The sequence below is a fragment of the Vibrio gangliei genome, from assembly GCF_026001925.1.
GTDB lineage: Bacteria > Pseudomonadota > Gammaproteobacteria > Enterobacterales > Vibrionaceae > Vibrio > Vibrio gangliei.
Genome location: NZ_AP021869.1, coordinates 2,156,813 through 2,181,823 on the forward strand (window position 1 = coordinate 2,156,813; position 25,011 = coordinate 2,181,823).

Annotated in this window: 19 protein-coding genes and 1 riboswitch; of the genes, 7 read left to right on the top strand and 12 right to left on the bottom strand. The window is 43.4% G+C overall.

What is annotated here, in order from left to right; translation table 11 throughout:
- Nucleotides 1-95 precede the first annotated feature (95 nt).
- The 8 genes from Vgang_RS10005 to Vgang_RS10040 all read right to left on the bottom strand — a co-directional run bounded on the left by Vgang_RS10005 (nucleotide 96) and on the right by Vgang_RS10040 (nucleotide 5,545).
- A complete protein-coding gene (locus tag Vgang_RS10005; protein ID WP_105900779.1) occupies nucleotides 96-527 on the bottom strand; it encodes a DUF6701 domain-containing protein in 432 nt (143 codons plus the stop codon).
- A complete protein-coding gene (locus tag Vgang_RS10010) occupies nucleotides 524-781 on the bottom strand; it encodes a hypothetical protein (RefSeq protein WP_157945985.1) in 258 nt (85 codons plus the stop codon). The genes Vgang_RS10005 and Vgang_RS10010 overlap by 4 nt, the downstream gene beginning before the upstream one ends.
- Nucleotides 751-1,083 (bottom strand): type II secretion system protein GspM, encoded by a 333-nt coding sequence (gspM, locus tag Vgang_RS10015; protein ID WP_105900777.1) that lies wholly within the window; start codon nucleotides 1,081-1,083, stop codon nucleotides 751-753. The genes Vgang_RS10010 and gspM overlap by 31 nt, the downstream gene beginning before the upstream one ends.
- On the bottom strand, nucleotides 1,083-1,814 hold the full coding sequence (locus tag Vgang_RS10020; protein WP_105900776.1) for a hypothetical protein: 732 nt from the start codon (nucleotides 1,812-1,814) through the stop codon (nucleotides 1,083-1,085). Before Vgang_RS10020 ends, gspM begins: the two co-directional genes overlap by 1 nt.
- Nucleotides 1,815-1,835: 21 nt before the next feature.
- Nucleotides 1,836-2,336 (bottom strand): hypothetical protein, encoded by a 501-nt coding sequence (locus Vgang_RS10025; protein WP_105900775.1) that lies wholly within the window; start codon nucleotides 2,334-2,336, stop codon nucleotides 1,836-1,838.
- Between the two features lie 45 nt (nucleotides 2,337-2,381).
- Nucleotides 2,382-2,537, bottom strand: coding sequence for a hypothetical protein (locus Vgang_RS10030; RefSeq protein ID WP_157945983.1), 156 nt, complete (start codon nucleotides 2,535-2,537; stop codon nucleotides 2,382-2,384).
- 17 nt (nucleotides 2,538-2,554) lie between these two features.
- Nucleotides 2,555-4,567 carry an RNase E specificity factor CsrD gene (gene csrD / locus Vgang_RS10035; RefSeq protein WP_105900774.1) on the bottom strand — a complete coding sequence of 671 codons (2,013 nt, stop codon included), beginning with the start codon at nucleotides 4,565-4,567 and terminating at the stop codon, nucleotides 2,555-2,557.
- 450 nt (nucleotides 4,568-5,017) lie between these two features.
- Entirely contained in the window at nucleotides 5,018-5,545 is a 528-nt protein-coding gene (locus tag Vgang_RS10040; RefSeq protein ID WP_105900773.1) for a single-stranded DNA-binding protein, read from the bottom strand.
- Nucleotides 5,546-5,885: 340 nt separating this feature from the next.
- On the opposite strand from Vgang_RS10040, the gene Vgang_RS10045 reads away from it, so the two are divergent.
- From Vgang_RS10045 to Vgang_RS10060, 4 genes are all read left to right on the top strand, one after another.
- Nucleotides 5,886-6,536: a helix-turn-helix transcriptional regulator gene (locus Vgang_RS10045; RefSeq protein ID WP_105900772.1), complete on the top strand. Its 651-nt coding sequence runs from the start codon at nucleotides 5,886-5,888 to the stop codon at nucleotides 6,534-6,536.
- Between the two features lie 229 nt (nucleotides 6,537-6,765).
- Nucleotides 6,766-7,617, top strand: a complete 852-nt coding sequence (gene galU, locus Vgang_RS10050) for a UTP--glucose-1-phosphate uridylyltransferase GalU (RefSeq protein ID WP_105900771.1) — start codon at nucleotides 6,766-6,768, stop codon at nucleotides 7,615-7,617.
- Nucleotides 7,618-7,768: 151 nt separating this feature from the next.
- Nucleotides 7,769-10,597, top strand: coding sequence for an excinuclease ABC subunit UvrA (gene uvrA, locus Vgang_RS10055; protein WP_105900770.1), 2,829 nt, complete (start codon nucleotides 7,769-7,771; stop codon nucleotides 10,595-10,597).
- A gap of 283 nt (nucleotides 10,598-10,880) precedes the next feature.
- Entirely contained in the window at nucleotides 10,881-12,668 is a 1,788-nt protein-coding gene (locus tag Vgang_RS10060) for a PglL family O-oligosaccharyltransferase (protein ID WP_105900768.1), read from the top strand.
- A 189-nt stretch (nucleotides 12,669-12,857) separates the two neighbouring features.
- Here Vgang_RS10060 and Vgang_RS10065 read toward each other — a convergent pair whose 3' ends face one another.
- Nucleotides 12,858-13,979: a pyridoxal-phosphate-dependent aminotransferase family protein gene (locus tag Vgang_RS10065; protein ID WP_105900767.1), complete on the bottom strand. Its 1,122-nt coding sequence runs from the start codon at nucleotides 13,977-13,979 to the stop codon at nucleotides 12,858-12,860.
- A gap of 352 nt (nucleotides 13,980-14,331) precedes the next feature.
- Nucleotides 14,332-14,528: riboswitch (Lysine riboswitch) on the top strand.
- A 128-nt stretch (nucleotides 14,529-14,656) separates the two neighbouring features.
- Here Vgang_RS10065 and lysC point away from each other — a divergent pair.
- Nucleotides 14,657-16,006 carry a lysine-sensitive aspartokinase 3 gene (gene lysC, locus Vgang_RS10070; protein WP_105900766.1) on the top strand — a complete coding sequence of 450 codons (1,350 nt, stop codon included), beginning with the start codon at nucleotides 14,657-14,659 and terminating at the stop codon, nucleotides 16,004-16,006.
- Nucleotides 16,007-16,205: 199 nt separating this feature from the next.
- Here the strand turns inward: lysC and metH are convergent, their stop codons facing one another.
- A complete protein-coding gene (metH, locus tag Vgang_RS10075) occupies nucleotides 16,206-19,904 on the bottom strand; it encodes a methionine synthase (RefSeq protein WP_105900765.1) in 3,699 nt (1,232 codons plus the stop codon).
- 508 nt (nucleotides 19,905-20,412) lie between these two features.
- Between metH and Vgang_RS10080 the strand changes: the two genes are divergently transcribed.
- Nucleotides 20,413-21,759, top strand: a complete 1,347-nt coding sequence (locus tag Vgang_RS10080) for a cation:proton antiporter (protein ID WP_105900764.1) — start codon at nucleotides 20,413-20,415, stop codon at nucleotides 21,757-21,759.
- A 118-nt stretch (nucleotides 21,760-21,877) separates the two neighbouring features.
- On the opposite strand, the gene Vgang_RS10085 is transcribed toward Vgang_RS10080, so the two are convergent.
- Nucleotides 21,878-22,039 carry a hypothetical protein gene (locus Vgang_RS10085; RefSeq protein WP_157945982.1) on the bottom strand — a complete coding sequence of 54 codons (162 nt, stop codon included), beginning with the start codon at nucleotides 22,037-22,039 and terminating at the stop codon, nucleotides 21,878-21,880.
- A 314-nt stretch (nucleotides 22,040-22,353) separates the two neighbouring features.
- Nucleotides 22,354-23,541 (bottom strand): tyrosine--tRNA ligase, encoded by a 1,188-nt coding sequence (tyrS, locus tag Vgang_RS10090; RefSeq protein WP_105900763.1) that lies wholly within the window; start codon nucleotides 23,539-23,541, stop codon nucleotides 22,354-22,356.
- Nucleotides 23,542-23,680: 139 nt separating this feature from the next.
- On the opposite strand from tyrS, the gene Vgang_RS10095 reads away from it, so the two are divergent.
- Nucleotides 23,681-24,967 carry a peptidoglycan DD-metalloendopeptidase family protein gene (locus Vgang_RS10095; protein WP_105900762.1) on the top strand — a complete coding sequence of 429 codons (1,287 nt, stop codon included), beginning with the start codon at nucleotides 23,681-23,683 and terminating at the stop codon, nucleotides 24,965-24,967.
- Nucleotides 24,968-25,011 lie beyond the last annotated feature (44 nt).

The window sequence follows — 25,011 nt, forward strand, 5'->3', positions numbered from 1 at the left end:
CGTACCTCACTTTTGGAATAACGATGTTACATTTCCCTTCTCTAAAAGACGCTCCCCGAAACCACTCTTCCTAGGGACTAGGACCCGCTCCCCTATCACTTCCCCGTTAAATTCGGCTCACCCCGATAAATAATACGATCATTGCCTCGATAGGAACCAAAATTAACGACAGTGGAAGGATCTTCATCACCTTTATTACGCCAATTATATTGCAGCCAAGGTTGCTTAATATCCTCTTCAATACTCCAACCTTCGTTGGTCGCCTTTAGCTCATCATCTTCAGCCGGTTCAGCATTGTTGCCATAGCCACCAACAGTGTCGCTATTCCCTTGACGCAAGAATAAACGAACGGTTTCACGTTGTGAGTTCACTTGTTGTGCTCTAAGCACACTAGATTTACCTGCACTCACTTTCTGCAAGCTCGATGGGCTATTGCTACTTAATTGAGCCGAACTCCCAGTGACATTACTCTGCACGTAATACACATTAGCCTTAAACTCACTGCCACTATCATCTGTATTGGTCACAAAACTATTGCCATTCCAGTATTCGGTTGAGCCAAGTAATCGGCAATATCAAAATAATTACCGGTTAAATTAATTTTCACTGGATGAATATAGTAACCAATGGTTTCATCCGAGCCATCAATCAAGATCGGTTCACTCGGCATGGAAGTCAAAGACACCAGTTGTAATTTGTGCGTTTTTTCTAATACATTTTCCAATAACGCCGCCATGCCTTCTGGCGTCACTAAACCATCCACCACGCTAGATAAACGCAATGACAAATCTTGGCTTTCTGTGAGTAAGACAGTGTACTCTTTATCCACTTGTCATTCGGATCTTGCTCAAGTTTATGTTTGATCATGGCAATATCGCCTTGCAGCTGACCAATCTGCCCCTGAAGCGAAGCAATACGAACGCGTTTGGCGTTGTTATCTTCTTGAATGGGTTCAATCACAAACGTAAACAGTAAAAATAAAATCGCTATCCAACCAGCAATGGTGGTCAGCCATTTTTCGCGCTCTGATAATTTAGCGAACTTCTCACTCAACTCAGCCCATTGTTTTTTCAAAGCATCCATTAACGACGGTCTCCTGGGTTTGAGTATAAAGAAAAGACCACGACGTTATTTTCATCACGACCAATCGATAGGCTTTGAAACGTACGACCCACTAGATTCATTTCACTTTTAAACTGCTGGACCCAGCTTGGCACAACTTCCGGTGATTTAGCTAAGCCCTGAATGTTCATTCTTCCGTTAGAAATATAAATATTTGACAGGGATATATCACTGCGATCAATAGAGGACAAGCCATTCATGATGCCGGAATAGCCCACTTTGTCACGATCATCAAAACTTTCGATGACTTTCAATGAGGCTTGTTTGGTTTTTACGTCTTGCTTTAAACGCTCCACTGCCGCTAATTTTGCAGGAGATGGTTTATGTGTCGCTAACTTTTTATTTAATACGGCGACTTCATCAGATAATTGCTTCGCTTGCTGGCTCAGTACAGAAACCTGTTGTGACAATTGATGATTTTGATAACTGTAGGCTGAATACATCCCCAACATAATCACAATAAGAACAACCCAACTGGCCGCCACTAGATTAAGGTTAAACACTTCTTTTTTCGGCTGTAGATGGGCGGGATACAGGTTTACGCCTTGTAAACCAAGCTGAAATACTTCTCCCGCTAACACTTCACCGCTTTTTTGCGCAGCATCCGTCAGTAATAGAGGTTCAACCGATATATTGAGGCATTCTTGTAACTGTTGTAATAACGCTTCGGCATTTTCACCATCACAACACAAAAACAGTTTGTTGATCTGAATTTACTTCATTTGCGAGGACAAATAATCCATAGAACGCTGCAGTTCTAGTGCAAGAGAATCCAGTTGCAAGGTACTTTCAAACTCTCCGGTTACAGGAGGAGTGACGCCACGAATCGTACGCTGGGAAACCGAACCTTCTTCTACATAAGCACCGATTTTAAATTCACTATTTTGCGAACGGTGTAGCAGCATAAAAGAAGAAATATCCGGTCGAGTTCGAGCCCAGACTTCATCTTCTGGCAAAATACGAACCAGCTTATTGCTGTATTGCTCTAATACCGCCTTAATTTGCTCGACAAAACGTTTAGTGAGTACGTAGGCTTTGACTTTATTTGAGCCGGGTAACACCACCCCATCCGCCACAATATCCGTGACGCGTTCGGTAATCAGATCTTTTAATAAAAACGGCAATGCGGCTGGCCACTCTTCCTTTGGTATTGTTGGCTGATCAATTTGATAGCTTTGATATAGGTGCGAGCCAAGCGTGACTGAAGCATGCATGTTATGACAATGATGCTCTTTCAAGGCCGTGCTTAAAACGAAGTCCTAGTTGTTATCGGTGAGCTCATAAAATGAGGCTGTTTCTGCCCCATTGTCATCGGCTTTAGCAACATAAATCCCATCCGTCAGCATCACAATACTGAGAGAGGCTTTTTGCGGGCCTTTATCAATAAACTTTTGGATAAACGAGTTAATACTCATAGATTGAATATTTTCCTTTATTTTCGCCAACGATTTCTTCTTCCGGGCTTAATTAAGCGAGCAGTCGGTGAAGGTTGCGATACATCGATAGTAGGTAATAATTGCGTTTCTTCAACAAAGTAACGCCCTTGTCCACCATCTAGCCCTAACCGGGATAACACAGCCCATTCACTTTCGGTTTCCACCCCAACCGCAATCACTTTCGTATTACTGTCAACACAAGAACCTAATAAGCTACGGATAAAAAGCTGATTCTCATTTCTTCGATCAATTTGTTTCACTAAACTTCGGTGCAACTTCAAATAAGTAATTGGCAGCAATTTAATGTAGTGGGTACTTACAATGGTTCTCCCCACCTGATTCACCATCACCCGACAACCTAGCCCAGCTAACATAGCAATGACAGGTCGCATAATATCAAGATCGCTGACTAAATTTCGCTCTATAAACTCAAAGCTTATTCGCTGTCTTAGCGATTTGGGTAATTGCAATAGTTCATCACGTAACCAATATTTATGCGCTTTATTTTTAAATGGTTGCGTAAATAAACACATGGCATAGTGCTTATTAGTCAGATCTGTTTTCAAATACGACAGCACCGCTTTAAGCGTGGCTTGGTCTAAGGTTTTCTCGTAACCGACCTGTTCAATAGCTGTTAAAAAGCGAGACGCCTTAATTTTGGCCCCTCGCTCATCCATGATTCTGGTAAATAATCCATAGTGTTCAACGACTTTTTCGTTGTTATTACCTATTAAATAACAAGGCTGTTCATAAATAAACAACTTATTTGGGTCTATCGCGGAATCAAACAAATTCCGCCAACGGACCCCACCGCGTTCTTCTCTTTGTTTATTCCGTTTTTTTTCGAATTCAGCCCAGTTATTGGCTTCTTCAATACGTGCGGTTTTTAGTGCGGTTTCTACTTCATCAATGATCTTACCGCGTCGCTCACCTTGTGAATAAGATGTCACCCCAATGTGACACCAGTTTTCGGCATCAAGCCACTCAGGTAGCTCGAGTTTGGCCAACTGGTTTATACATTGTCTGGCTAAGGTCGTCATTTCCTTGGAAGATTGATGTGGAATCATCAAAGCAAAACGGCCTTCGTAATAACGAGCAAATACAGCATTAGGGTATTTTTGAGACAAATTAGTGAGGATTTGCCCAACGGAAACAATAAATGCTTCCGATTCTGCTTGATCCACGGTGTCTACCAGTTCATCCCAACCATTAATTTCGATCGCCAAAACACCGCCAGATGCGTCGGTTTCTTGTAATGCAGCCTCTAAACGACTATCAAATAATACTCGGTTTGCCGCTCCAGTTAATTGATCTAAAAAGGTATGTGTGCGAATAAATGTATCAAATCGGCTACGTTCTTGTCGGGCGTCATTTAACTCGGCAATTAAACGAGTAAGCGCTTCACTGGCTGTATATGGCCATTCTCGTTCATCGGCTTGTGATACTTTTTCTACTTGCCCTGCGAGGATCATCCGGCCTCGTTCTTCCAACAATTCCGAACCATAAAGCTGCGTCCGCAACCATTGCAAGCCTTTCAATAAGCAAAATAAAACGAGTAGAACTGCCAATGTTAAAGAGAAAAATGCTTCAAATGAATAACTGTTATTAGCGTAAGGCGGGACAGTTTGATATTCCGCATAATAATCAGGATTACGCTTGAGTGGATAGGTTTTGTTATAAAGCAAAATATCGTCGTTATTTTGCAACATCGATTTATTATTAAATAAATAAACTTGTCCGGCTGGCGATATCAGTTTTAATTGCACCACATTACTCGCTTGCAGCAATTTAGGTAGCCAATGACGCATGGCATCAAAGTCTTGTGGCGTTGCTAATTCATTATCAATGATATTGGTGACACGCTGCAGGTTCTGATCAACATATTGACCACCCATTTTTTTAAATGTGAACACACCGCCGACAAACAAAATAAACATAGCGCTGACAACGATCATGGTCACAAAGGCCACCAGACGAGTACTCAGCTTCAAAGTTGGGGTATATCTCATTGACGCTTAATTCCATTTAAGGCATTTCCCCTATTTGATAACACTCATTCCAGTGCTAATAAAATGCTATCCAAACAGGAAATAAAATTCATATATGTTATACCCAAGCAACCTCAAGATGCGAGTTTCAGCAAGAATAAAACAAGCTTTAGGCAAGGCGAATTGAATATGATCATAGTCATTCTATCTCTATTCAATTTAACGCAGCATAAAGCTTGTTTTAACTTACCCTTCGGGAGCTTCATCCAAGACCTTAGCCTGCGTCAGATTTAATTGAAAGGTGTTTACATTCCGCATAAATCTTCCTTGCCTAAGAACTTGGATGATAGCTCTGAATTCTGCACCTTGAGGTTACTTGGGTATTTAATAATAACAAAAAGCCGCAATTAACATGCGGCTTTTGAATGAAATCGTGCGGTGACGATCATTTTTATTTGCACTCAGCAAAAATTAGAACGGAATGTCGTCGTCAAAGTCCATTGGTGGCTCGTTATATTGAGGAGCCGACTGCTGAGGTTGCTGCTGTTGCGGTGGACGAGACTGCTGTGCTTGTGGTTGCTGAGGTTGTCCCCAACCAGCACCTTGACCTTGATTGCCACCCATTGGTGCTTGATTTCCACCTTGAGCACGGCCACCTAACATTTGCATTACACCGTTAAAGCCTTGAACCACAACTTCTGTAGTGTAACGATCTTGGCCACTTTGATCTTGCCATTTGCGAGTTTGTAGTTGACCTTCAACGTACACTTGAGAACCTTTACGCAAATATTCACCGGCCACTTCCGCTAATTTGCCAAATAAGGCCACACGGTGCCATTCCGTTTTTTCACGTTGTTCACCTGTTGCTTTGTCTCTCCAAGTTTCAGAGGTCGCAATGGTAATATTTGCAACTGCACCACCGCTTGGTAGGTAACGAATCTCAGGATCGTTGCCTAGGTTTCCGACTAAAATTACTTTATTTATTCCGCGGCTAGCCATGTTCTGCTCCGTCTCAATGTATTTCTAAAATAGTGGTCGATTATATCATGCTTTCTACCCACAAGGGTACAGCTATACCCAAGTGACCTCAAGATGCTCCCGAAGGGGAAGTTAAGGTTACTGAATATCAAAAGCGAGTTCTTCCATACTCACTACTGAGTGTCACTCACTAAACCTTTAAATTACAAGGCACTCTTCATTAAAGTAAAAAAATGATGAAGTACTTCTCAGATTCAAGAATATGTTCACCAAGCCAACGTTCGGGCTACAATCCTGTATGTTCATCCCCTACAGTCTGAGCTCAATTTTCATACTTAAGTAATTCTCAGGACAGGATGTCATGACTTGCTCAGATAATACGCCAACGATTTATTTGCTGTCTCCGTTTATTTCTCACTATGATCCATTATTGAGAAAACTAGACGAGATTGAAAACCTCCACATTCGTATTGTGAATATTGAAGCTCTACAGCAATTTCAGCCGATCGAAAAATGTGACCTCATTTTAGTTGATGCTCGATTTAATGATGTCACTTTAATGGAACTCCAAACTCATCCCTTGTTGCAACGCTCCCAATCGAATGCGCTTATTTTTGCCCCAAAACAGCCCAACTTGGCGCTACTTTCCATGTGGACAAATTTGTCTGGCTATTTTTATGACACCATATCCAGTGAACAATTTCGTCTAAACGTACTGCGGTTATTACAAGGAGAAAATTGTTTACCCAAATCCCTCCTTCTCGACCTGTTTCAACATTGGCAAAACCTCAATAAACATCAAGATCACAGCTTACTGAAAACTCGCCTATCCTTGACCCGACGTGAGCTAGAAATATTATCCTTAATGCAAGCCCATCAATCTAATCTTGATATTGCTGACCAACTTTTTGTCAGTGAGCACACCATAAAATCTCATCTCTATCGTATATTTAAAAAGCTCAATGTCAGTAATCGTCGCCAGGCCATCAATTGGGCTCAATTGCACCTATAACTACAGTTGGCATTTGATTTGCATTAATTTTTATTGGTTATCGAGCAAACTAGGCCGGCTTGAATCCCCCGTTAGAGTAATCAAGTTGTAAATAGCACGCTTGCAGCCTTATCTAAATTCACATTTTATTCATTTGATATATTTGTCTTGCAGATAAGAAAAATGCTATTTTACTCAGCATATTAAAACCGCCTACATTCAGGTTATAAAAATCAAAAAGGTTTCTATCATGATCAAAAAATGTCTATTCCCTGCCGCTGGTTATGGCACACGTTTTTTACCCGCGACTAAATCTATGCCGAAAGAAATGATGCCTGTTGTTAACAAGCCTCTAATTGAATACGGCGTAGAAGAAGCCATTCAAGCGGGAATGAACGGTATGTGCATCGTCACGGGTCGCGGTAAGCAATCACTGACCGATCACTTTGATAAAAACTATGAGCTAGAGCACCAAATTAAAGGCACGAATAAAGAAGAATTGTTAGTGGATATCCGCGACATCATTGATAGCGCCAATTTCACTTACATTCGTCAACGTGAAATGAAAGGGTTAGGCCACGCCATTTTAACGGGTCGTGAACTGGTGGGTGATGAACCCTTTGCCGTGGTTCTAGCCGATGACCTATGCGTTAACCCTGATGAAGGCGTGCTGTCACAAATGGTATCGCTGTACAAACAATTCCGTTGCACCATTGTGGCGGTACAAGAAGTGCCGAAAGAAGAAGTTCACAAATACGGTGTGATTGCCGGTGAAATGATCAAAGACGATCTTTTCCGTGTCGACGACATGGTTGAAAAACCAGAACCTGGCACAGAGCCAAGCAATCTCGCGATCATTGGTCGCTACATTATGACCCCAGATATCTTTGAGCTTATTGAGCAAACCGAACCGGGCAAAAACGGTGAAATCCAAATTACCGACGCACTGCTTAAACAAGCGAAATCAGGCTGTGTTCTTGCCTACAAATTCAAAGGTAAACGTTTTGACTGCGGTAGTGTTGAAGGTTACATCGAAGCGACGAACTACTGCTACGAAAACATGTATCTAAAATCAAACGATACCAAGACGAGCAAAAACTGATCGCTGACCAATTAGATTGAAATCATTTTAGCCGCTCTCATTATGAAAGCGGCTTTTTTATAACTGTAATTTTGTACAGTATTTTATTTCCACTTTTTAAGACTTATGTAATACTAATCTCCATCATCTTTAATCAATGAGAGCGTGAAGCATGGAAACGATAGAAGTTCGTGGCGCCCGTACCCACAACCTGAAAAACATCAACCTCACCATTCCTCGTGACAAGTTAATTGTGATCACAGGATTATCCGGTTCAGGTAAATCGTCACTCGCTTTTGATACCTTATACGCTGAAGGTCAACGTCGCTATGTTGAATCCCTGTCGGCCTATGCACGCCAATTCTTATCTTTGATGGAAAAACCTGACGTTGATCATATTGAAGGGTTATCACCTGCCATTTCTATTGAGCAAAAATCAACGTCACACAACCCGCGCTCAACAGTGGGTACGATTACCGAAATCTACGATTACCTACGCTTACTTTATGCTCGTGTAGGTGAACCTCGTTGCCCAGAGCACGATACCCCATTAGCCGCACAAACCATCTCGCAAATGGTCGATAAAGTGTTAGAAATGCCTGAAAACAGCAAGCTGATGCTATTAGCGCCTATCATTAAAGAGCGTAAAGGTGAACACGTTAAAACGCTACAAAACCTAGCAGCACAAGGCTTTATTCGCGCTCGTATAGATGGTGAAACCTGCGATCTTTCTGATCCACCGACGCTTGAATTACACAAAAAACACACCATTGAAGTGGTGGTGGATCGCTTTAAAGTGCGTGACGGTATTCAACAACGTTTAGCGGAATCGTTTGAAACCGCGTTAGAACTCTCTGGTGGCACCGCTACTGTCACTTGGATGGATGACGACAGCAAAGAAGACATCGTTTTTTCAGCCAACTTTGCCTGTTCACATTGTGGCTATAGCATGCGCGAACTGGAACCGCGTTTATTCTCATTCAACAACCCAGCCGGCGCGTGTGAAACGTGTGATGGCCTTGGGGTACAGCAATATTTTGATGCTGAGCGCGTGATCCAGGATGAAAGTTTAAGCCTAGCCAATGGGGCGATTCGCGGTTGGGATAAAAAGAACTTTTACTATTTCCAAATGCTGACCTCTCTTGCTGAGCATTATGGTTTTGATTTGCAACAGCCTTTTAATCAACTACCGAAAAAGATTCGCGATGTGGTCTTAAATGGCTCGAAGAAAGAACAAATCGAATTTAAGTACGTTAACGACCGCGGCGATATTCGTGTCAAACGTCATCCGTTTGAAGGCATCTTAAATAACTTAAATCGACGTTATCATGAAACCGAATCCAACTCGGTACGCGAAGAATTAGCCAAATACATTTCCAATAAGTCGTGTTCAAGCTGCGGTGGCGCACGCCTGAAAACCGAAGCTCGCCATGTCTTTATCGACAATACTAACTTGCCACAAGTAGTGGAAATGAGCATTCATGGCGCGTTGCAGTTCTTCGAGTCTCTGCAATTAACCGGACAACGCGCTCAAATTGCAGAAAAGATCCTAAAAGAAATCAATGACCGTCTGAACTTCTTGATCAATGTTGGCTTGAACTACCTCAACCTATCCCGTAGTGCCGAAACGCTATCGGGTGGTGAAGCGCAACGTATTCGTCTTGCTAGCCAAATTGGTGCTGGCTTAGTAGGCGTGATGTATGTGCTCGATGAACCTTCGATTGGTTTACATCAACGCGACAACGAACGCTTGCTGAAAACGCTTATCCATCTGCGTGACTTAGGTAACACAGTATTAGTAGTTGAACATGACGAAGATGCGATTCGCGCGGCCGATCATGTGATTGATATTGGCCCAGGTGCCGGTGTGCACGGTGGTCAAGTGATTGCCGAAGGCACCATGCAGCAAATCTTAGACAATCCGGATTCGTTAACCGGTCAATACCTCAGCGGTACGAAGCAAATTGAAGTACCGAAACAGCGCACACCCGTTGATAAAAAGAAAATGGTAGAGCTGATTGGCGCGACGGGAAACAACTTACAAAATGTTGACCTGCAAATCCCAGTGGGTTTATTCACTTGTGTAACGGGTGTGTCGGGTTCGGGTAAATCCACCTTAATTAACGATACGTTCTTTAAGATTGCGCATGCGCGTTTAAACGGTGCGACCACAGCCGAAGCCGCACCGTATAAAAAAATCAATGGCCTTGAGCATTTTGATAAAGTCATCGATATTAACCAGAGTCCGATTGGCCGTACGCCACGCTCTAACCCCGCCACTTACACTGGGATTTTCACCCCAATTCGTGAGCTATTTGCCGGCACTCAAGAAGCTCGCTCTCGTGGCTATAAACCCGGTCGCTTTAGCTTTAACGTACGCGGTGGCCGCTGCGAAGCTTGCCAAGGTGATGGCGTAATTAAAGTAGAAATGCACTTCTTACCTGATGTGTATGTGCCTTGTGATGCGTGTAAAGGAAAGCGCTATAACCGAGAAACCCTAGATGTACGCTATAAAGGTAAGAGTATTGATGAAGTGTTGGAAATGACCGTTGAAGATGCGCATACCTTCTTTGAACCGGTGCCTGTGATTGCTCGCAAACTGAAAACCTTAATGGATGTCGGTTTGTCTTATATTCGATTAGGGCAAGCCGCGACTACCTTATCGGGCGGTGAAGCGCAGCGTGTGAAACTCGCCAAAGAATTGTCTAAGCGTGATACGGGTAAAACCTTATACATTCTGGATGAGCCGACAACTGGCCTACACTTCCACGATATTCAGCAATTGTTAACGGTATTGCATCGCCTGCGCGATCACGGCAACACGATTGTGGTCATCGAACACAATCTTGATGTAATCAAAACCGCCGATTGGATTGTCGATCTAGGCCCAGAAGGCGGCAGTGGCGGTGGTGAAATCATTGCTGCAGGCACACCGGAACAAGTCGTGAAAATAAAAGGTTCACATACCGCGCACTTCTTAAAGCCGTTGTTGAAGAAATAAATGTCGTGCTCGGGTCTCGGGTCTCGGGACTCGGGACTCGGGACTCGGGACTCGGGACTCGGGACTCGGGACTCGGGACTCGGGACTCGGGACTCGGGACTCGGGACTCGGGACTCGGGAGATTTTGATGATTCTAACGGAACTGTCAATTCAGGGACTCAACAAATTATAACGCCTCCAGTTATTCCGCTCGCAGCTTTGATCTTTGGTCATATTTTTTAATTAATTAGTGTTAGTATAAGCAGCAATTTTGACTCATTGACGAATTAGGGTTGTTACTTTCATGGCGATTTTACATACACAAGGCACTGAACTGGAAAAGGTACCTGAGCCCAATATTCTTGCTAAGCCTTTTCTCTGGGCACTGGGCGTTGTGTTTTTATTGGCCATGCATTACTTTCAACCTAATCCTGGCGGTGCAGGGCTGGCGCTGTCTTTCAATTCAACCACTTGGTTAGCGATAAGTGTTGTTATCGGGATTGGACTGTACGCCACGGCTAATATGAGAAAATTACGCCTGACCAGCCTCACCATCGTGATGTTGGTTGCCTGTATTATTCTCACCATTCCAGTCTTTTATTCAGCTTCCCAAGGTTCAGATGCGTTATTACGCTTAATCGGATTATGGGGAGGATGGCTATTACTGCTGCTGTTGCACCAATACCCTTTGTCGAATAAACAAAAACAGACGCTATTAATGCTGATCGTTGGTGCGGTATGTACCGAAGCGGCTTATGGCTATTTCCAATATTTATTTTTGGAGGCAGGCAACTCATTTGGTTACAACACTGAAAATAACCGCCCTTTCGCCATTTTCCAACAACCAAATGTCATGGCCAGCTTCTTAGCCACAGGACTCGCTGTGGGTTCTTATTTGCTGGCTCGTCAAAAGCAAACTCATGTCTCGCACCACAAAGCACTTTCGATTCTTTTATTACTGATGCCCACCATCACCATACCACTCCTTTGGGTATTGGCATCACGCACTGGTTGGTTAGGGGCGACGGTAGCAACCGTACTATTAATCCCTTACCTGCATAAATTTTTGCCAAAGCGAGTCATGACCTTATGGTTGATTTCAGTCATCGTTGGTTTAGCGGGCGGTTACACACTGGCTAGCGCTAACGGCGGAAATGAACTGATTGCACAAAAATCGAATTTAGAAAGCCCACGTCGATATACTTTCCCACAAACATTCGACATGGTGATTGAAAAGCCTTGGACTGGTTATGGATACGGCCGTTTTGAACCGGCTTACATGCTATACACCGCAAGACAGCATCAACTCAATGAAGATTATCATCCCGGCTTACCTTCTATGGATCACCCACATAATGAGATTTTATATTGGGCGGTAGAAGGCGGTATTGTGCCAATTCTCGGCCTGTTATTGGCCGCATTAGAAGTATTCAGAAAAGTACGAAAAGCCCAGCATGGTACTCGTTTGGCTCTGGTAGCTCTATTTTTCCCCATCGTATTACACACCCAATTGGAATATCCGTTTTATCACTCCGCGATTCACTGGATTATTTTTATCATCTTGATTTATTGGGTTGATCAGTTGACCTCTCAGTATCAAGAAGTGAATTTCAGTAAAATCACCAAAAGCTTGATGAGCGTATTTTCCTTGGTTATTCCGATCATCACTGCCTTCTTTATGCTGACCGCACTTCACACTAATGCGGTATTAAGTAAGTTTGAGTACACCCGACCGCTCAACCCTGACTTATTAAATCAAGTTACCAACCCGAGTGTTTGGAAAGATAGATTCGATTGGGATGTGTACCACACTCAACTCAATATCGGTCTGCATTTAGGTAATCCTGAATACATTCAACCTTATATTGATTGGGCAAACAAAATCATTAAACGCAAACCTCGCGCCGCGTTTTATTCTAGCTTAATCGTTGCGTATCAAGGCATCGGTGATAACCACAAAGCCGAACAAATTCGTAAAGAAGCGGAGTTTTTATTCCCAGCACAAGATTTTTCGAAGATCCGTTATATTTCACCAGAGGAAAGAGCATCAAAGGCGAAGGCGATGTCTGGGGCGAAAGAAGCCAAAGAATAGTAGCGTGGCTCGTTGCTAGGGCGCTTCGCTTCTCGTCGCTCGAAAAAGCAAGGCAAAATTCGGTGTAAAAAAAAATATCTAAAGATCAATATAACGTAACTCGTTACACAAACGCCTTGCTTCTCATGGCAAGAAAAGTAAAGCGTAAATCGAGTAACGAGCTACGATAAGCGAAGCGCTCGAGATTCGTTATTTTTCCATCGTCTCCTGCAGTGCTTTCAAACACAACGCCACATTTTCACTTTTTGCGCTGTAACCCATCAAACCAATACGCCATACTTTACCGGCCAGTGCGCCTAAACCGCCGCCGACTTCCAGGTTGTATTCATTGAGTAAGTGTTGACGGGTACTGGCATCATCGACACCTTCAGGTAGGTATACCGAGTTTAGTTGAGGCAAACGATGCGCTTCATCGACCACATATTTAAAGCCTAACGCTTCTAGACCAGTTTTTAACTTTTGGTGCATTTCGGCATGACGCTGCCACGCATTTTCTAAGCCTTCTTCATACAAAGCTAACAAAGATTCATGTAAGGCATATAAGCTATTAACTGGCGCGGTATGGTGATAGCTGCGTTTACCTTCGCCACTCCAATAACCCAAAACCAAACTTTGGTCGAGGAACCAACTTTGTACTGGTGCTTTACGCGCTTGGATCTTAGCAATCGCTTTAGCAGAAAATGTAATTGGCGATAAACCTGGCACGCATGACAAACATTTCTGGCTACCGGAATATACGGCATCAAGTTTCCATTCATCGACTCTAAGTGGCACGCCACCTAATGATGTCACCGCATCAACAATGGTCAGCGCATCATATTGCTGCGCCACTTTCGCCAACGCTTCAGCATCACTTAATGCACCGGTTGAAGTTTCAGCATGTACAAAGGCTAAGATTTTAGCATCGGGATTTTGCTCAAAAGCTTCTGCTACTTTTTCAACGCTCACTGGTTGGCCCCATTCGTCGTCCACCAGCACCACTTCTGCGCCGCTACGAATGGCATTTTCGCGCATACGTTCGCCAAACACACCGTTACGACAAATAATTACTTTATCACCGGCTTCAATCAAGTTGACAAAGCACGCTTCCATACCCGCGCTACCGGGAGCAGAAACCGGGATGGTAAAGTCATTTTCAGTTTGAAATGCGTATTTCAACAAAGCTTTCACTTCATCCATCATGCCAATGAATAACGGGTCAAGATGACCAACGGTAGGACGGCTTAATGCTTGTAAAACGTCTGAAGATATATCAGATGGACCTGGGCCCATAAGAATACGGCGAGGCGGGAGAAAACGTTGAAAAGTCATATTAATCCTTAATGGTGTAATCCATATTTTACTTGGGTATATGTGTGTGCTTTTAAAACGTGATTTTCTTTCAAAATATTATTCGAGATAAACACGCCCTGATAAATTACCACGCTAAACCTTGCTTTCTTACGGTTAGATAAGAAGCTGTGATCTTGCTCAAAATATTGTATACATTTTTGTATTTTATAAAAACGAAAGCAAGCATAAAAAATCATCACCTAAGCAAGGTTAGCAACACTTTTATGATTGACTTTTTTGGTGCAACAACGTTCAATGTAGGCTCATTGTTTCATAGGATATGAAGCATGAATCGAAGGCTCACACAGGGCCTTTATTTAACCGAAAAGGTTAACTAAGAAGAGGAGCGTAACCCAGGCAGATGATAGGTGGATCCCGATATCCAATACCCATCATTCAGGGGGAGTTACGCCGAGATGGGTAAATACTCGGGTGTTTATCGCATCGGTTGTACAGGTTGAATCCTGGCAACTGTCACTATGTATGTTGAATTTTGACATAGGTATATAGTGAAGAGCTTCTCAGGTTTTGCATGGTCACACTATTCAGTTATGGCCTCTATGTATTTCCCTGCTCTAAGAAATCTCTCTTCAACATTGGACGTTTGCTTATCGCACTTTGATAAGCTTTTTTGAAGTAATCTGGGAGACAATGCCGTGAGCGCATTCAACGTAGCAAAATTCGGTGGCACTAGTGTGGCAAACTTTGAAGCCATGAGCCGCTGTGCCGCCATCATCGAAAATAATCCATCGACCAAACTTGTGGTCAGCAGCGCCTGTTCTGGTGTGACAAATTTATTAGTTGAGTTGGCATTAGGGGTACAAAACCCAAATGACCGTGATGCTATTTTTGCTCAATTGAAAGAGATCCATTACTCCATCATTGAACAATTTTCTGAACAAGAGAAAACCAGACAAGCAGTGGATTCTATTTTAGATGCACTCGCTAGTATGGCTGAAGCCGCCTCATTCCAATCAAGCGATAAACTGACTGACCATATCGTGGCATGTGGCGAATTGATGTCGACTCATATTTTGACTCAATTGATGATCGAACGTGGTATCAATGCCGCGCGCTTTGATATTCGTGAAGTGCTACGTACTAATAACGATTTTGGCAAAGCCGAGCCTGATATTGCTGAAATTTCAGCTTTAGCTCAGCAAAAATTAACCCCACTTTGCCAGGACTTTGTGGTGATCACTCAAGGTTTTATCGGCAGTGATGTGGAAGGCAATACCACCACACTTGGCCGAGGTGGCAGTGATTACAGTGCAGCATTAATTGCAGAAGCGGTTAAAGCCTCTGGCCTAGAGATTTGGACAGATGTTCCAGGGATCTACACTACCGATCCACGCATTGCACCAAAAGCGACTCCGATCCCAGAGATCAGCTTTAGTGAAGCGTCAGAAATGGCCAACTTTGGTGCGAAGATCTTGCATCCTTCAACTTTGCTTCCTGCTTTGCGACACCAGATCCCAGTCTTTGTTGGATCTTCTCGTGAACCAGAAAAAGGCGGTACTTGGATCCGTCAGAAAGTCGAAAGTGCGCCACTATTCCGCGCCTTGGCGATCCGTAACAACCAAACGATGGTGACATTGCGTAGCCCTGATATGTTCCAAACTTACGGCTTTTTGGCACAAGTGTTCAACATCTTGGCTAAATACCAAATCTCTGTTGATTTGATTACCACATCAGAAGTGAGCGTCTCTTTGACGCTAGATCAAACCAACACCTCAGGCAAAGCACCTGAGTTGCCAGCTGAGGTCCGTGCTGAATTGGCGGAACTGTGCAGCGTAGAAGTCGAGCATAACCTAAGCCTAGTTGCCCTAATTGGTAATAAGATGAGTGCGAAAAAAGGCTATGCAAAACAAGTATTCAGTGCATTAGAAGACTTTAACTTACGCATGATTTGCTACGGCGCAAGCCCACATAACTTGTGCTTCTTAGTCGATGCACTAGAAGCCAAACGTGCGGTGGAAGTGCTGCATAGAGAGTTGTTTGAATAGATTCGATTATCGGGCACTTCGTTTCTCGGAGGCTCGTTTCTCGAAAAAGCAAAGCGGTACTGAAAAATGATCAGTACCGTTTTTTATTTCTATCTACAAAAGACAAAAAACGCTAGCAGATATCACTCTGATAGCGTTTTCTTTTTCGTATTACGAGTAGCGTAAGCGCCCTAGCAGCAAAGCGCCCTAGTAACGATCGTTAACTCAAATTCGGCCCTAGCCATTTCTCCATTTCAACGTCATCCCAACCTTTACGCTTGGCGTAGTCTTCTGCTTGATCTTGTTGGATCTGAGCGATGGCAAAATAACGAGAGTCTGGATGCGAGAAATACCAACCGGATACTGACGCGCCCGGCCACATAGCGTAGCTTGAGGTTAATGACATGTCAATGGTTTCTTCAACGTTAAGAAGCTCCCATAAGCTGCCTTTTTCCGTATGCTCTGGGCACGCAGGGTAACCCGGAGCAGGACGAATGCCTTGATATTTTTCACGGATCAGATCGTAGTTACTGAGCGATTCCTCTGGTGAATAACCCCAAATCTCTTTACGCACCATTTCATGCATGTATTCGGCAAAGGCTTCCGCTAAACGGTCTGCTACCGCTTGGATCATAATGGCATTAAAATCATCACCTTGTGCTTTGTAAGCATCCGCCAATTCACGCTCACCGATGCCGCCGGTCACCGCAAAGCCACCAATCCAGTCCGATTTGCCGCTGTCTTTTGGCGCAATGTAATCCGACAAACAGTAGTTCGCCCCTTTCGGTTTCTCGGTTTGTTGGCGAAGGTTGTGCAACACTTTAATTACTTCACTGCGCGATTCATCAGCATAGACTTCAATGTCATCACCGACGCTGTTAGCCGGGAACATGCCACACATGCCGCTCGCTTTAAGCAAGCCTTCTTGCTCAATGCGGTCGAGGAATACGTTAGCATCGTCATACAAACGCTTAGCTTCTTCCCCTACTTCTTCATGCTCAAAAATCGCTGGGTATTTGCCCATCAATCCCCAAGTTAAAAAGAACGGTGTCCAGTCGATGTAATCACGTAAGATAGCCGTATCAATATGCTCAAACACATGTACGCCAGGTTTAGCAGGTGCTGGCGGAGTATAAGCCTGCCAATCAATCGCCACTTTATTGTCGCGCGCTTTATCGAGTGTAACTGGCTTAGTACGCGGGCGTTTACGCGCATGTTGATCACGGACGCGTTCGTAATCCAAATCTAGTTTTTCAACAAAGGCTGGTCGTTGCGATTCAGAAAGCAAAGCAGAACAGACCCCTACCGCTCGTGAGGCGTTATTCACGTAAACCACTGGTTGTGAGTAGTTTTGCTCAATCTTAACCGCTGTGTGCGCTTTCGATGTAGTTGCGCCACCAATGAGTAGAGGTAAATCAAAACCTTGCCGTTCCATCTCTTTAGCAACGTGTACCATTTCATCCAATGATGGCGTGATAAGGCCAGATAAACCTATGATGTCGACGTTTTCTTCTTTAGCGACTTTTAAAATGGTTTCGGTGGGTACCATCACGCCAAGATCGATGATTTCGTAGTTATTACATTGCAGCACTACGCCGACAATATTTTTACCGATATCATGCACATCGCCTTTTACTGTCGCGAGCAAAATTTTGCCGTTGGTTTGACCAACCTGTTTTTCCGCATTGATGTATGGTTCAAGATACGCCACCGCTTGCTTCATCACTCGCGCCGATTTCACCACTTGTGGCAAGAACATCTTACCTTCGCCAAATAAGTCGCCGACCACGTTCATACCGTCCATTAACGGACCTTCAATCACTTCCAGTGGCTTAGAAGCTTTGGCTCGCGCTTCTTCAGTATCTTCAACAATGAATTCGGTAATGCCTTTCACTAGCGCATGTTCAAGACGTTTTTCCACTTCCCAAGTACGCCATTCTAACAAGGCAGGATCTTCGGCTTTCCCAACCCCATTGGTGCGGTATTCTTCCGCTAATTCAAGTAGGTTTTCTGTGGCATCAGGATGACGATTAAGCACCACGTCTTCCACCGCATTTCGCAGTTTTTCCGGCACGTTGTCATAAATTTCAAGCTGACCAGCATTCACGATCCCCATGTCCATACCACGTTTGAAACAGTGATATAAGAACACCGCATGAATCGCTTCACGCACGTAGTTATTACCACGGAATGAGAATGAAACGTTAGACACACCGCCAGAAATCATCGCATAAGGTAAGTCACGCTTGATGTCTCCGACCGCTTCAATGAAATCGACCGCGTAGTTGTTGTGCTCTTCAATACCGGTCGCAACAGCGAAAATGTTGGGGTCGAAAATAATGTCTTCTGGCGGGAAACCCACTTCATCGACCAGAATGCGGTACGCTTTAGTACAAATCTCTGTTTTGCGCTCGCGAGTATCCGCCTGACCAATTTCATCAAACGCCATTACAATCACAGCCGCTCCATAACGACGGATCAATTTGGCTTGTTCGATGAATTTATCTATCCCTTCTTTCATCGAAATCGAGTTAACAATGCCTTTGCCTTGCACGCATTTCAGACCGGCTTCAATCACATCCCATTTTGAGGAATCAACCATGATTGGCACTTTGGAAATCTCTGGCTCTGAGGCACAAAGGTTTAAGAAACGCTCCATGCAGGCTTTAGCATCCAGCATGCCTTCATCCATGTTGATATCAATGATTTGTGCGCCATTAGCTACTTGCTCACGCGCCACATCGAGCGCTTCATCATAAGCTTCTTCAACAATTAAACGCTTAAACTTAGCCGAACCGGTGACGTTAGTACGCTCACCCACATTCACAAATAATGAATCTTGATCGATGGTTAATGGCTCAAGACCCGATAAACGGCAAGCTTTCGGCAGCTCTGGCAAAGCACGAGGTTTAATACCTTCAACCACCCGTGCCATCTGGCGAATGTGCTCTGGCGTAGTACCACAACAGCCACCGACCATATTTAAAAAGCCACTTTGCGCCCACTCTTGAATGTGTTTTGCCATTTCACGTGGTTCAAGATCGTATTCACCAAACGCGTTCGGTAAACCGGCATTAGGGTGAGCAGAAACAAAGGTTTCAGAAATGCGAGAAAGCTCTTCGACATATTGGCGCAATTCATCAGGGCCAAGCGCACAGTTAAGGCCAAAGGATAATGGCTCAACGTGGCGCAGAGCATTGTAGAACGCTTCGGTCGTTTGCCCTGAAAGTGTACGGCCCGAGGCATCGGTAATGGTACCAGAAATCATCACTGGCAATTTGTAGCCAATCTCATCAAACACACTTAATACAGCAAACGCACAGGCTTTGGCGTTCAAAGTATCAAAGATGGTTTCGATCATGATGATATCAACCCCGCCATCGATTAGGGCGCGTGTTGATTCAGAATACGCTGTGACTAACTCATCAAAAGAGACATTTCGAAAACCCGGATCGTTCACGTCAGGCGAAATCGAACAAGTACGGTTGGTTGGGCCTAATACACCAGCCACAAAACGCGGCTTGTCCGGTGTTTTTTCTGTCCATTCTTGCGCAGCTTGTTTGGCTAGCTTAGCGGCAGAAAAGTTGATTTCAGCGCTCAAACTTTGCATATCGTAATCAGCCATCGCGATGGTGGTGGCGTTAAAGGTGTTGGTTTCGAGAATATCGGCACCTGCGGCCAAATAATCACTATGAATTTGCTTGATAAGTTGTGGCTGAGTTAATACCAGCAGGTCATTATTGCCTTTAAGGTCACTTGGCCAATCAGCAAAACGCTCACCACGATAATCAGATTCTTGTAATTGATGCGATTGGATCATGGTACCCATACCGCCATCAATTAATAAAATGCGGGATTGCAATAATGCTTCAATTTGATTTTTTATTTCATTGCGATATGAATTTGAGCTTCCAGCCACGATACAACCTCTTTCCTTCAATCTTTCGATATTGCCACCATTCTGGCGACATCTTACTCGTTCTATACCCAAGTAACTTCAAGGTGCGAGTTTCAGCAAGAATAAAACAAGTTTTAGGCAAGGCAAATTGGACATGATCATAGTTATTCTATCTCTGTTCAATTTAACGCAGCATAAAGCTTGTTTTAACTTGCCCTTAGGGAGCTTCATCCAATCCTTTATACTACGTCAGATTGGTTTGAAAGGTGCTTACATTCCTTCGCCAATCTTCCTTGCCTAAAAGGTTGGATGATAGCTCTGAATTCTGCATCTTGAAGTCACTTGGGTATAAGTCACATCCTACCATAGAAATCTAGACGTCTAAAACAAGTTTAATCGACTAATATCTTCCTTTTTAACATGCATTTTGTCTGCTTTGCTCTAATCTTGTTAAAAATATATTGATATTTATATTTAAGCGCACGAAAATTGCGGGATTACAATTTGTTACACTAGCCAAGGTTGGAATATGTCGGTTTATAATACGTTGTGCTTCCTGTCGTTTGCAGCGATGGTGATTGCATTGATAAACAGTAAGTTTGGTCGTTTACAGACGACGATTGCCATTACTGCGGGTGCAATGGTGCTCTCACTTCTCATTCTTATTGCCGGTCAAAGTGGCTGGTTCAACCTTGTCGACATTGCTTCGAAAACCATGGCCGAGATTAACTTTGAAAGCTTTTTGCTTAACGGGATTCTCGGCTTTTTACTATTCGCAGGTGGCTTAGGCATTAAATTGCCTCACTTCGCTGACCAAAAATGGGAAATCGCAATCCTTGCTTTCGGTGGCACACTGTTTTCTACCTTTTTTATCGGCTTTAGCTTATATGGCATCTGTAATGTCATTGATATCCATATTGACCTTATTTACTGCTTATTATTTGGTGCACTGATTTCACCAACCGACCCGATAGCTGTATTGGCGATTGTAAAAAAACTCAAAGCTCCGCAACGTATTTCCACTCAAATTGAAGGCGAATCTCTATTCAATGATGGTATTGGTTTGGTGATTTTTGTGACGATTTTCACCGTCGCATTCAGTGGCCATGCCCCAACCGTTGGTGGCGTACTGTCTCTATTCATGCAAGAAGCAGTGGGCGGTATTGCTTATGGTTTTGTACTTGGTCTACTTTTCCACTATTTGATCAGTTCAACTAACGATCACTCAATGGAATTACTATTGATGATCTGTATTCCAACAGCCGGTTACGCTTTTGCAGAAACACTAGAAGTTTCTGGCCCGCTAGCCATGGTGGTTTCAAGTATCATGATTGGTAACTGGACTCGCTATGTTGGATTCTCGAAAGAAAGTACCGAGCACATGGATCATTTTTGGGAGCTTATCGATGAGTTCTTAAACGGCATCTTATTCCTGTTGATCGGTATGTCTCTGCTATTATTTGAATTCCACTCTGAAGATTGGATCATGATGGCGATTGCTGTTCCACTGGTTTTATTAGCACGTTTCTTAAGTGTGTGGATCCCATTCATCGGCTTCAAACGCTTTAGAACTTACAATAAATGGTCAGTGAAGATCTTAACCTGGGGCGGGTTACGAGGTGGTCTAGCTCTAGCAATGGCGCTTTCCATTCCACACGGTAAGTATTTCGTTACCGCCGATCAAATTGATGTCAAAGAAATCATCATGGTGATGACTTACGCAGTAGTGGTGTTCTCGATCCTGATTCAAGGTTCAACCATTACGCCAATGATCAATAAAGCCAAAGTGGTACAAAAACAAATGGAAGAAGCTGAACAACTTAAAGCTCAAGTTGCAAACGATTCTCAGAGTGAAACTGTACAAAAAGACGCTTAATCACCAATAAAAAGCACAAAGTAAAGCCCCCTGACCATTATGGCTGGGGGCTTTTGTATATTGAAAACACATTATCGATTAAGTCATTAACCTCAGCTGAAATTAACTATAATCCTGACTAAGAACGACACATTTCATCAACATAATTTTTGATCAAAACTTGCCCTTTCGCTGATACTTTCAATTCCTGAAATAACTGCTCTAAGGGGTAATCGCTTAGCCCAACCAAACGGGCTAATACCCAAGATTGTGTATGATCCTCATCAAAGCCTTTTTCCATTGCTTCATTCCACGCCAGATCTATTGTGCTATCAATATCCTGAATGGCATTGAGAAGATCGGGGCTATATTTACTAATAAAATCAATAACATCCCATTTTCGGTAATTTTAATTTGGCAAGAAATTGCCAACACCTCGGCAAAGTTCTGCCAATTAAACGGTTGAACGAGATAGGGAAGAAAGGAAAATCAGAATGGTCATTTTGATAGAATGGGGAGAAAGAAGCCATAAATATACGGCAATAAAAAAGGCTTGAACCCACGAGCTCAAGCCTATTTAACCTCAGTAGAGGTTATGTATTCTAACGAATTCGATTATTTAATCGTGATGCGTGCAAACTTACGCTTACCAACTTGGTATACCGCAGTCCCTGCTTCTGGAACAAACTTAGTATCTTCCAATTTTTCACCATCCATTTTCGCCGCACCTTGACGGATCATACGCATGGCATCAGAAGTTGAAGACACTAGGCCAGCTTCCTTAAGTACGTTGCCAATCGCAATACCAGCAGCAAACTCAAATTCCGGCATTTCATCAGGTACTTGGTTCTTAGCAAAACGGTTCACAAACTCTTGTTCCGCAGCATCAGCGTCTGCTTCAGAGTGGAAGCGAGCAATAATTTCTTTAGCCAGCAATACTTTAATATCACGTGGGTTTTTACCCGCTTCAACATCGGCTTTAAATTGCGCCACTTCTTCTAATGGACGGAATGAAAGCAGCTCGTAGTAGCTCCACATTAAATCATCAGAAATCGACATGATCTTACCGAACATTTCGCTCGGCGCTTCGCTCACACCAATGTAGTTGTGAGCCGATTTAGACATTTTCTTCTCACCATCCAAACCAACAAGTAATGGCATCATCAATACCACTTGTGGTTTTTGACCATTGGCTTTTTGTAACTCACGGCCCATAAGTAGGTTGAATTTTTGGTCTGTACCACCTAACTCAACATCCGTTTCCATCGCAACAGAATCATAACCTTGTAGCAGCGGGTACATAAATTCATGAATCGCAATTGGTTGGTTATTTGAGTAACGTTTTTTGAAGTCATCACGCTCAAGCATACGCGCAACGGTTTGGTTAGCCGCCAAACGAATCATGCCTTCTGCGCCAAGTTCAGATAACCATTCAGAGTTAAACTGAATTTTAGTTTTAGCTGGGTCTAAAATCTTAAAAACTTGTTGCTTGTAGGTCTCTGCGTTGGCTAACACATCTTCACGGGTTAATGGTGGACGTGTTGTATTTTTACCGGTCGGGTCACCTACCATGCCAGTGAAATCACCAATCAAGAAAGTCACTTCATGACCAAGTTCTTGGAAAGCACGTAATTTATTCAAAATCACAGTATGACCTAAATGAATATCCGGTGCGGTTGGATCGGCACCTAATTTAATACGTAGTGGACGACCTTCTTTTAACTTGGCGATCAGTTCTTCTTCTGGGATCAGTTCTTCAACACCACGCTTAATCTCAGCCAGTGCTGCTTCAATACTCGACATGTAGGGTTACTCCAACAATTCTGTAAAAATATATATCAGGACATAATACGCAATAGCGCTGTTTTTGGAAACCAGTTAGACTGGCACAACTCTTTTTTCCGAGCAATTAATTGCCACAATGACAGAATAATTCTCAATCATGCGTGATTTCATCAATCAATTACCTTTTTTTCACAAAGCTGGGATCGGTTTCATCAGTGCCTTGACCGTTATGCTTGCCTTCTCTCTACCTGATATCGAAGAGCTCACTCGCAATGAACCGAAATTAAAAGTAGGTAAGCATTATCCACTCGCCATCCCTGACGATATTCTGACCTCTCAAGCTCCGCCTAAAGTGTTTACCGATTGGGAAACCTATACTGTCAAACCGGGTGAAAGTACTGCAGTATTATTCAATAGAATCGGTTTATCAGCCCAATTGTTGTATCAATTAGTGTCTGCTGATAAAGAAATTGAAAACCAGCTCTCGCGCTTACGCCCTGGTGATAAGTTGATTTTCGGATTCAATGAAGACCATGAGTTTACTCAATTAATTCGCCCTATTTCGGCTTATGAATCTTTTCGTATCTCGAAAGTAAAAGATGGATTTCGCTCTCATATAGAGAAAAAAGAGATCAACAAACATTTTAATCATGCCGAAGCCACGATTACTTCAAGCTTCTGGAATGCTGGCGTTTCATCTGGTTTAACCGCCAATCAAATCATGTCCTTAGCCGGGATCTTTGGTTGGGACATCGACTTTGCGTTAGACATTCGTTCCGGAGACCACTTTGAAGTGTTATTCGAAGAGCAGTTTGTGGAAGGACGAAACATTGGTGGCGGCAACATTATCGCCGCAGTTTTCACCAACCAAGGCTCGACTTTCAAAGCCATTTTAAACCCGGAAGATGGCAATTATTACGATGAGAATGGCCGAGCGATGAAAAAGGCGTTTTTACGCTCACCGGTTGATTTCCGTCGAGTGAGTTCTAACTTTAACCCCACTCGCCGCCACCCAGTCACAGGCAAAGTCGTTGCACACCGTGGCACAGACTACGCCGCTCCGGTTGGCACCCCGATTTGGGCTGCAGGAGACGGTATTGTTGATAAAGCAGGTTACAACCAGTTTAATGGCAACTATGTGTTCATCCGCCACAGCAGTACCTACATCACGAAATACCTGCATTTACAAAAACGTTTAGTCAAAACAGGCCAGCGTGTAAAACAAGGCGATACAATAGGTACATTGGGGGGAACTGGGCGAGTCACTGGTCCACACTTGCATTATGAGTTCTTAGTGAATGGCGTACATAAAAACCCAAGAACGGTCGATTTACCACAAGCGGAATCACTTACGGGGAAAAAGAAAGAACGTTTTGTTGCTCAAGCAAGCCAGCAATTGGCCAAATTAAAGCGCTACGAACATCGTTTGATCGCCAAAGAGTAAAAATAATAATCACAGCTAAAATATAACAACGGCCAGTAAGTTCA

Bases quoted from the DNA above. Each gene is read 5' to 3' on its own strand.
- gspM (WP_105900777.1), bottom strand. From the start codon at position 1,083: ATGGATGCTTTGAAAAAACAATGGGCTGAGTTGAGTGAGAAGTTCGCT.
- Vgang_RS10025 (WP_105900775.1), bottom strand. From the start codon at position 2,336: ATGCATGCTTCAGTCACGCTTGGCTCGCACCTATATCAAAGCTATCAA.
- Vgang_RS10030 (WP_157945983.1), bottom strand. From the start codon at position 2,537: ATGAGTATTAACTCGTTTATCCAAAAGTTTATTGATAAAGGCCCGCAA.
- csrD (WP_105900774.1), bottom strand. From the start codon at position 4,567: ATGAGATATACCCCAACTTTGAAGCTGAGTACTCGTCTGGTGGCCTTT.
- Vgang_RS10040 (WP_105900773.1), bottom strand. From the start codon at position 5,545: ATGGCTAGCCGCGGAATAAATAAAGTAATTTTAGTCGGAAACCTAGGC.
- Vgang_RS10045 (WP_105900772.1), top strand. From the start codon at position 5,886: ATGACTTGCTCAGATAATACGCCAACGATTTATTTGCTGTCTCCGTTT.
- galU (WP_105900771.1), top strand. From the start codon at position 6,766: ATGATCAAAAAATGTCTATTCCCTGCCGCTGGTTATGGCACACGTTTT.
- uvrA (WP_105900770.1), top strand. From the start codon at position 7,769: ATGGAAACGATAGAAGTTCGTGGCGCCCGTACCCACAACCTGAAAAAC.
- Vgang_RS10060 (WP_105900768.1), top strand. From the start codon at position 10,881: ATGGCGATTTTACATACACAAGGCACTGAACTGGAAAAGGTACCTGAG.
- Vgang_RS10065 (WP_105900767.1), bottom strand. From the start codon at position 13,979: ATGACTTTTCAACGTTTTCTCCCGCCTCGCCGTATTCTTATGGGCCCA.
- Vgang_RS10080 (WP_105900764.1), top strand. From the start codon at position 20,413: ATGTCGGTTTATAATACGTTGTGCTTCCTGTCGTTTGCAGCGATGGTG.
- Vgang_RS10085 (WP_157945982.1), bottom strand. From the start codon at position 22,039: ATGGAAAAAGGCTTTGATGAGGATCATACACAATCTTGGGTATTAGCC.
- tyrS (WP_105900763.1), bottom strand. From the start codon at position 23,541: ATGTCGAGTATTGAAGCAGCACTGGCTGAGATTAAGCGTGGTGTTGAA.
- Vgang_RS10095 (WP_105900762.1), top strand. From the start codon at position 23,681: ATGCGTGATTTCATCAATCAATTACCTTTTTTTCACAAAGCTGGGATC.